General features: G+C 76.3%; 1 protein-coding gene. It reads left to right on the top strand.

The window, feature by feature from the left end; translation table 11 throughout:
- On the top strand, positions 1-426 hold a 426-nt coding region (locus D183_RS0120360; protein ID WP_017910621.1), incomplete at both ends, for a tRNA dimethylallyltransferase.

Below are 426 nucleotides of genomic sequence, written 5' to 3' on the forward strand. Positions count from 1 at the left end.
ACTTCCAGGCGCTGCTGGAAGGGTTGGCGCCGATGCCGGCGGCCGACCCGCAGCTGCGCGCGGCGCTGACCGCGCAGGCGCAGGCCGAGGGTTGGGCGGCATTGCACGCGGAACTGCAGCGGATCGATCCGTCGGCCGCGCAGCGCATCCGCCCCGGCGACGCGCAGCGCATCCAGCGTGCGCTGGAGGTGTACCGGCTCAGCGGCCGGCCGATCAGTGCCTGGCAGGCGGCCCCGGGTCCGCCGCGGCTGCCGCTGCGGGTGCTGAAGCTGGTGCTGGCGCCGGCCGAGCGCAGCGTGCTGCACGGGCGCATCGAGGCCCGCTTCGACGCGATGCTGGGGCAGGGCTTCCTCGACGAAGTGCGCGCCTTGCGTGCGCTGCCCGGGATGCAGGCGGTGGCGCAGCCGCTGGCGCTGCCGGCGGTGC

The organism is Xanthomonas sp. SHU 199 (assembly GCF_000364665.1).
Classification (GTDB): domain Bacteria; phylum Pseudomonadota; class Gammaproteobacteria; order Xanthomonadales; family Xanthomonadaceae; genus Xanthomonas_A; species Xanthomonas_A sontii.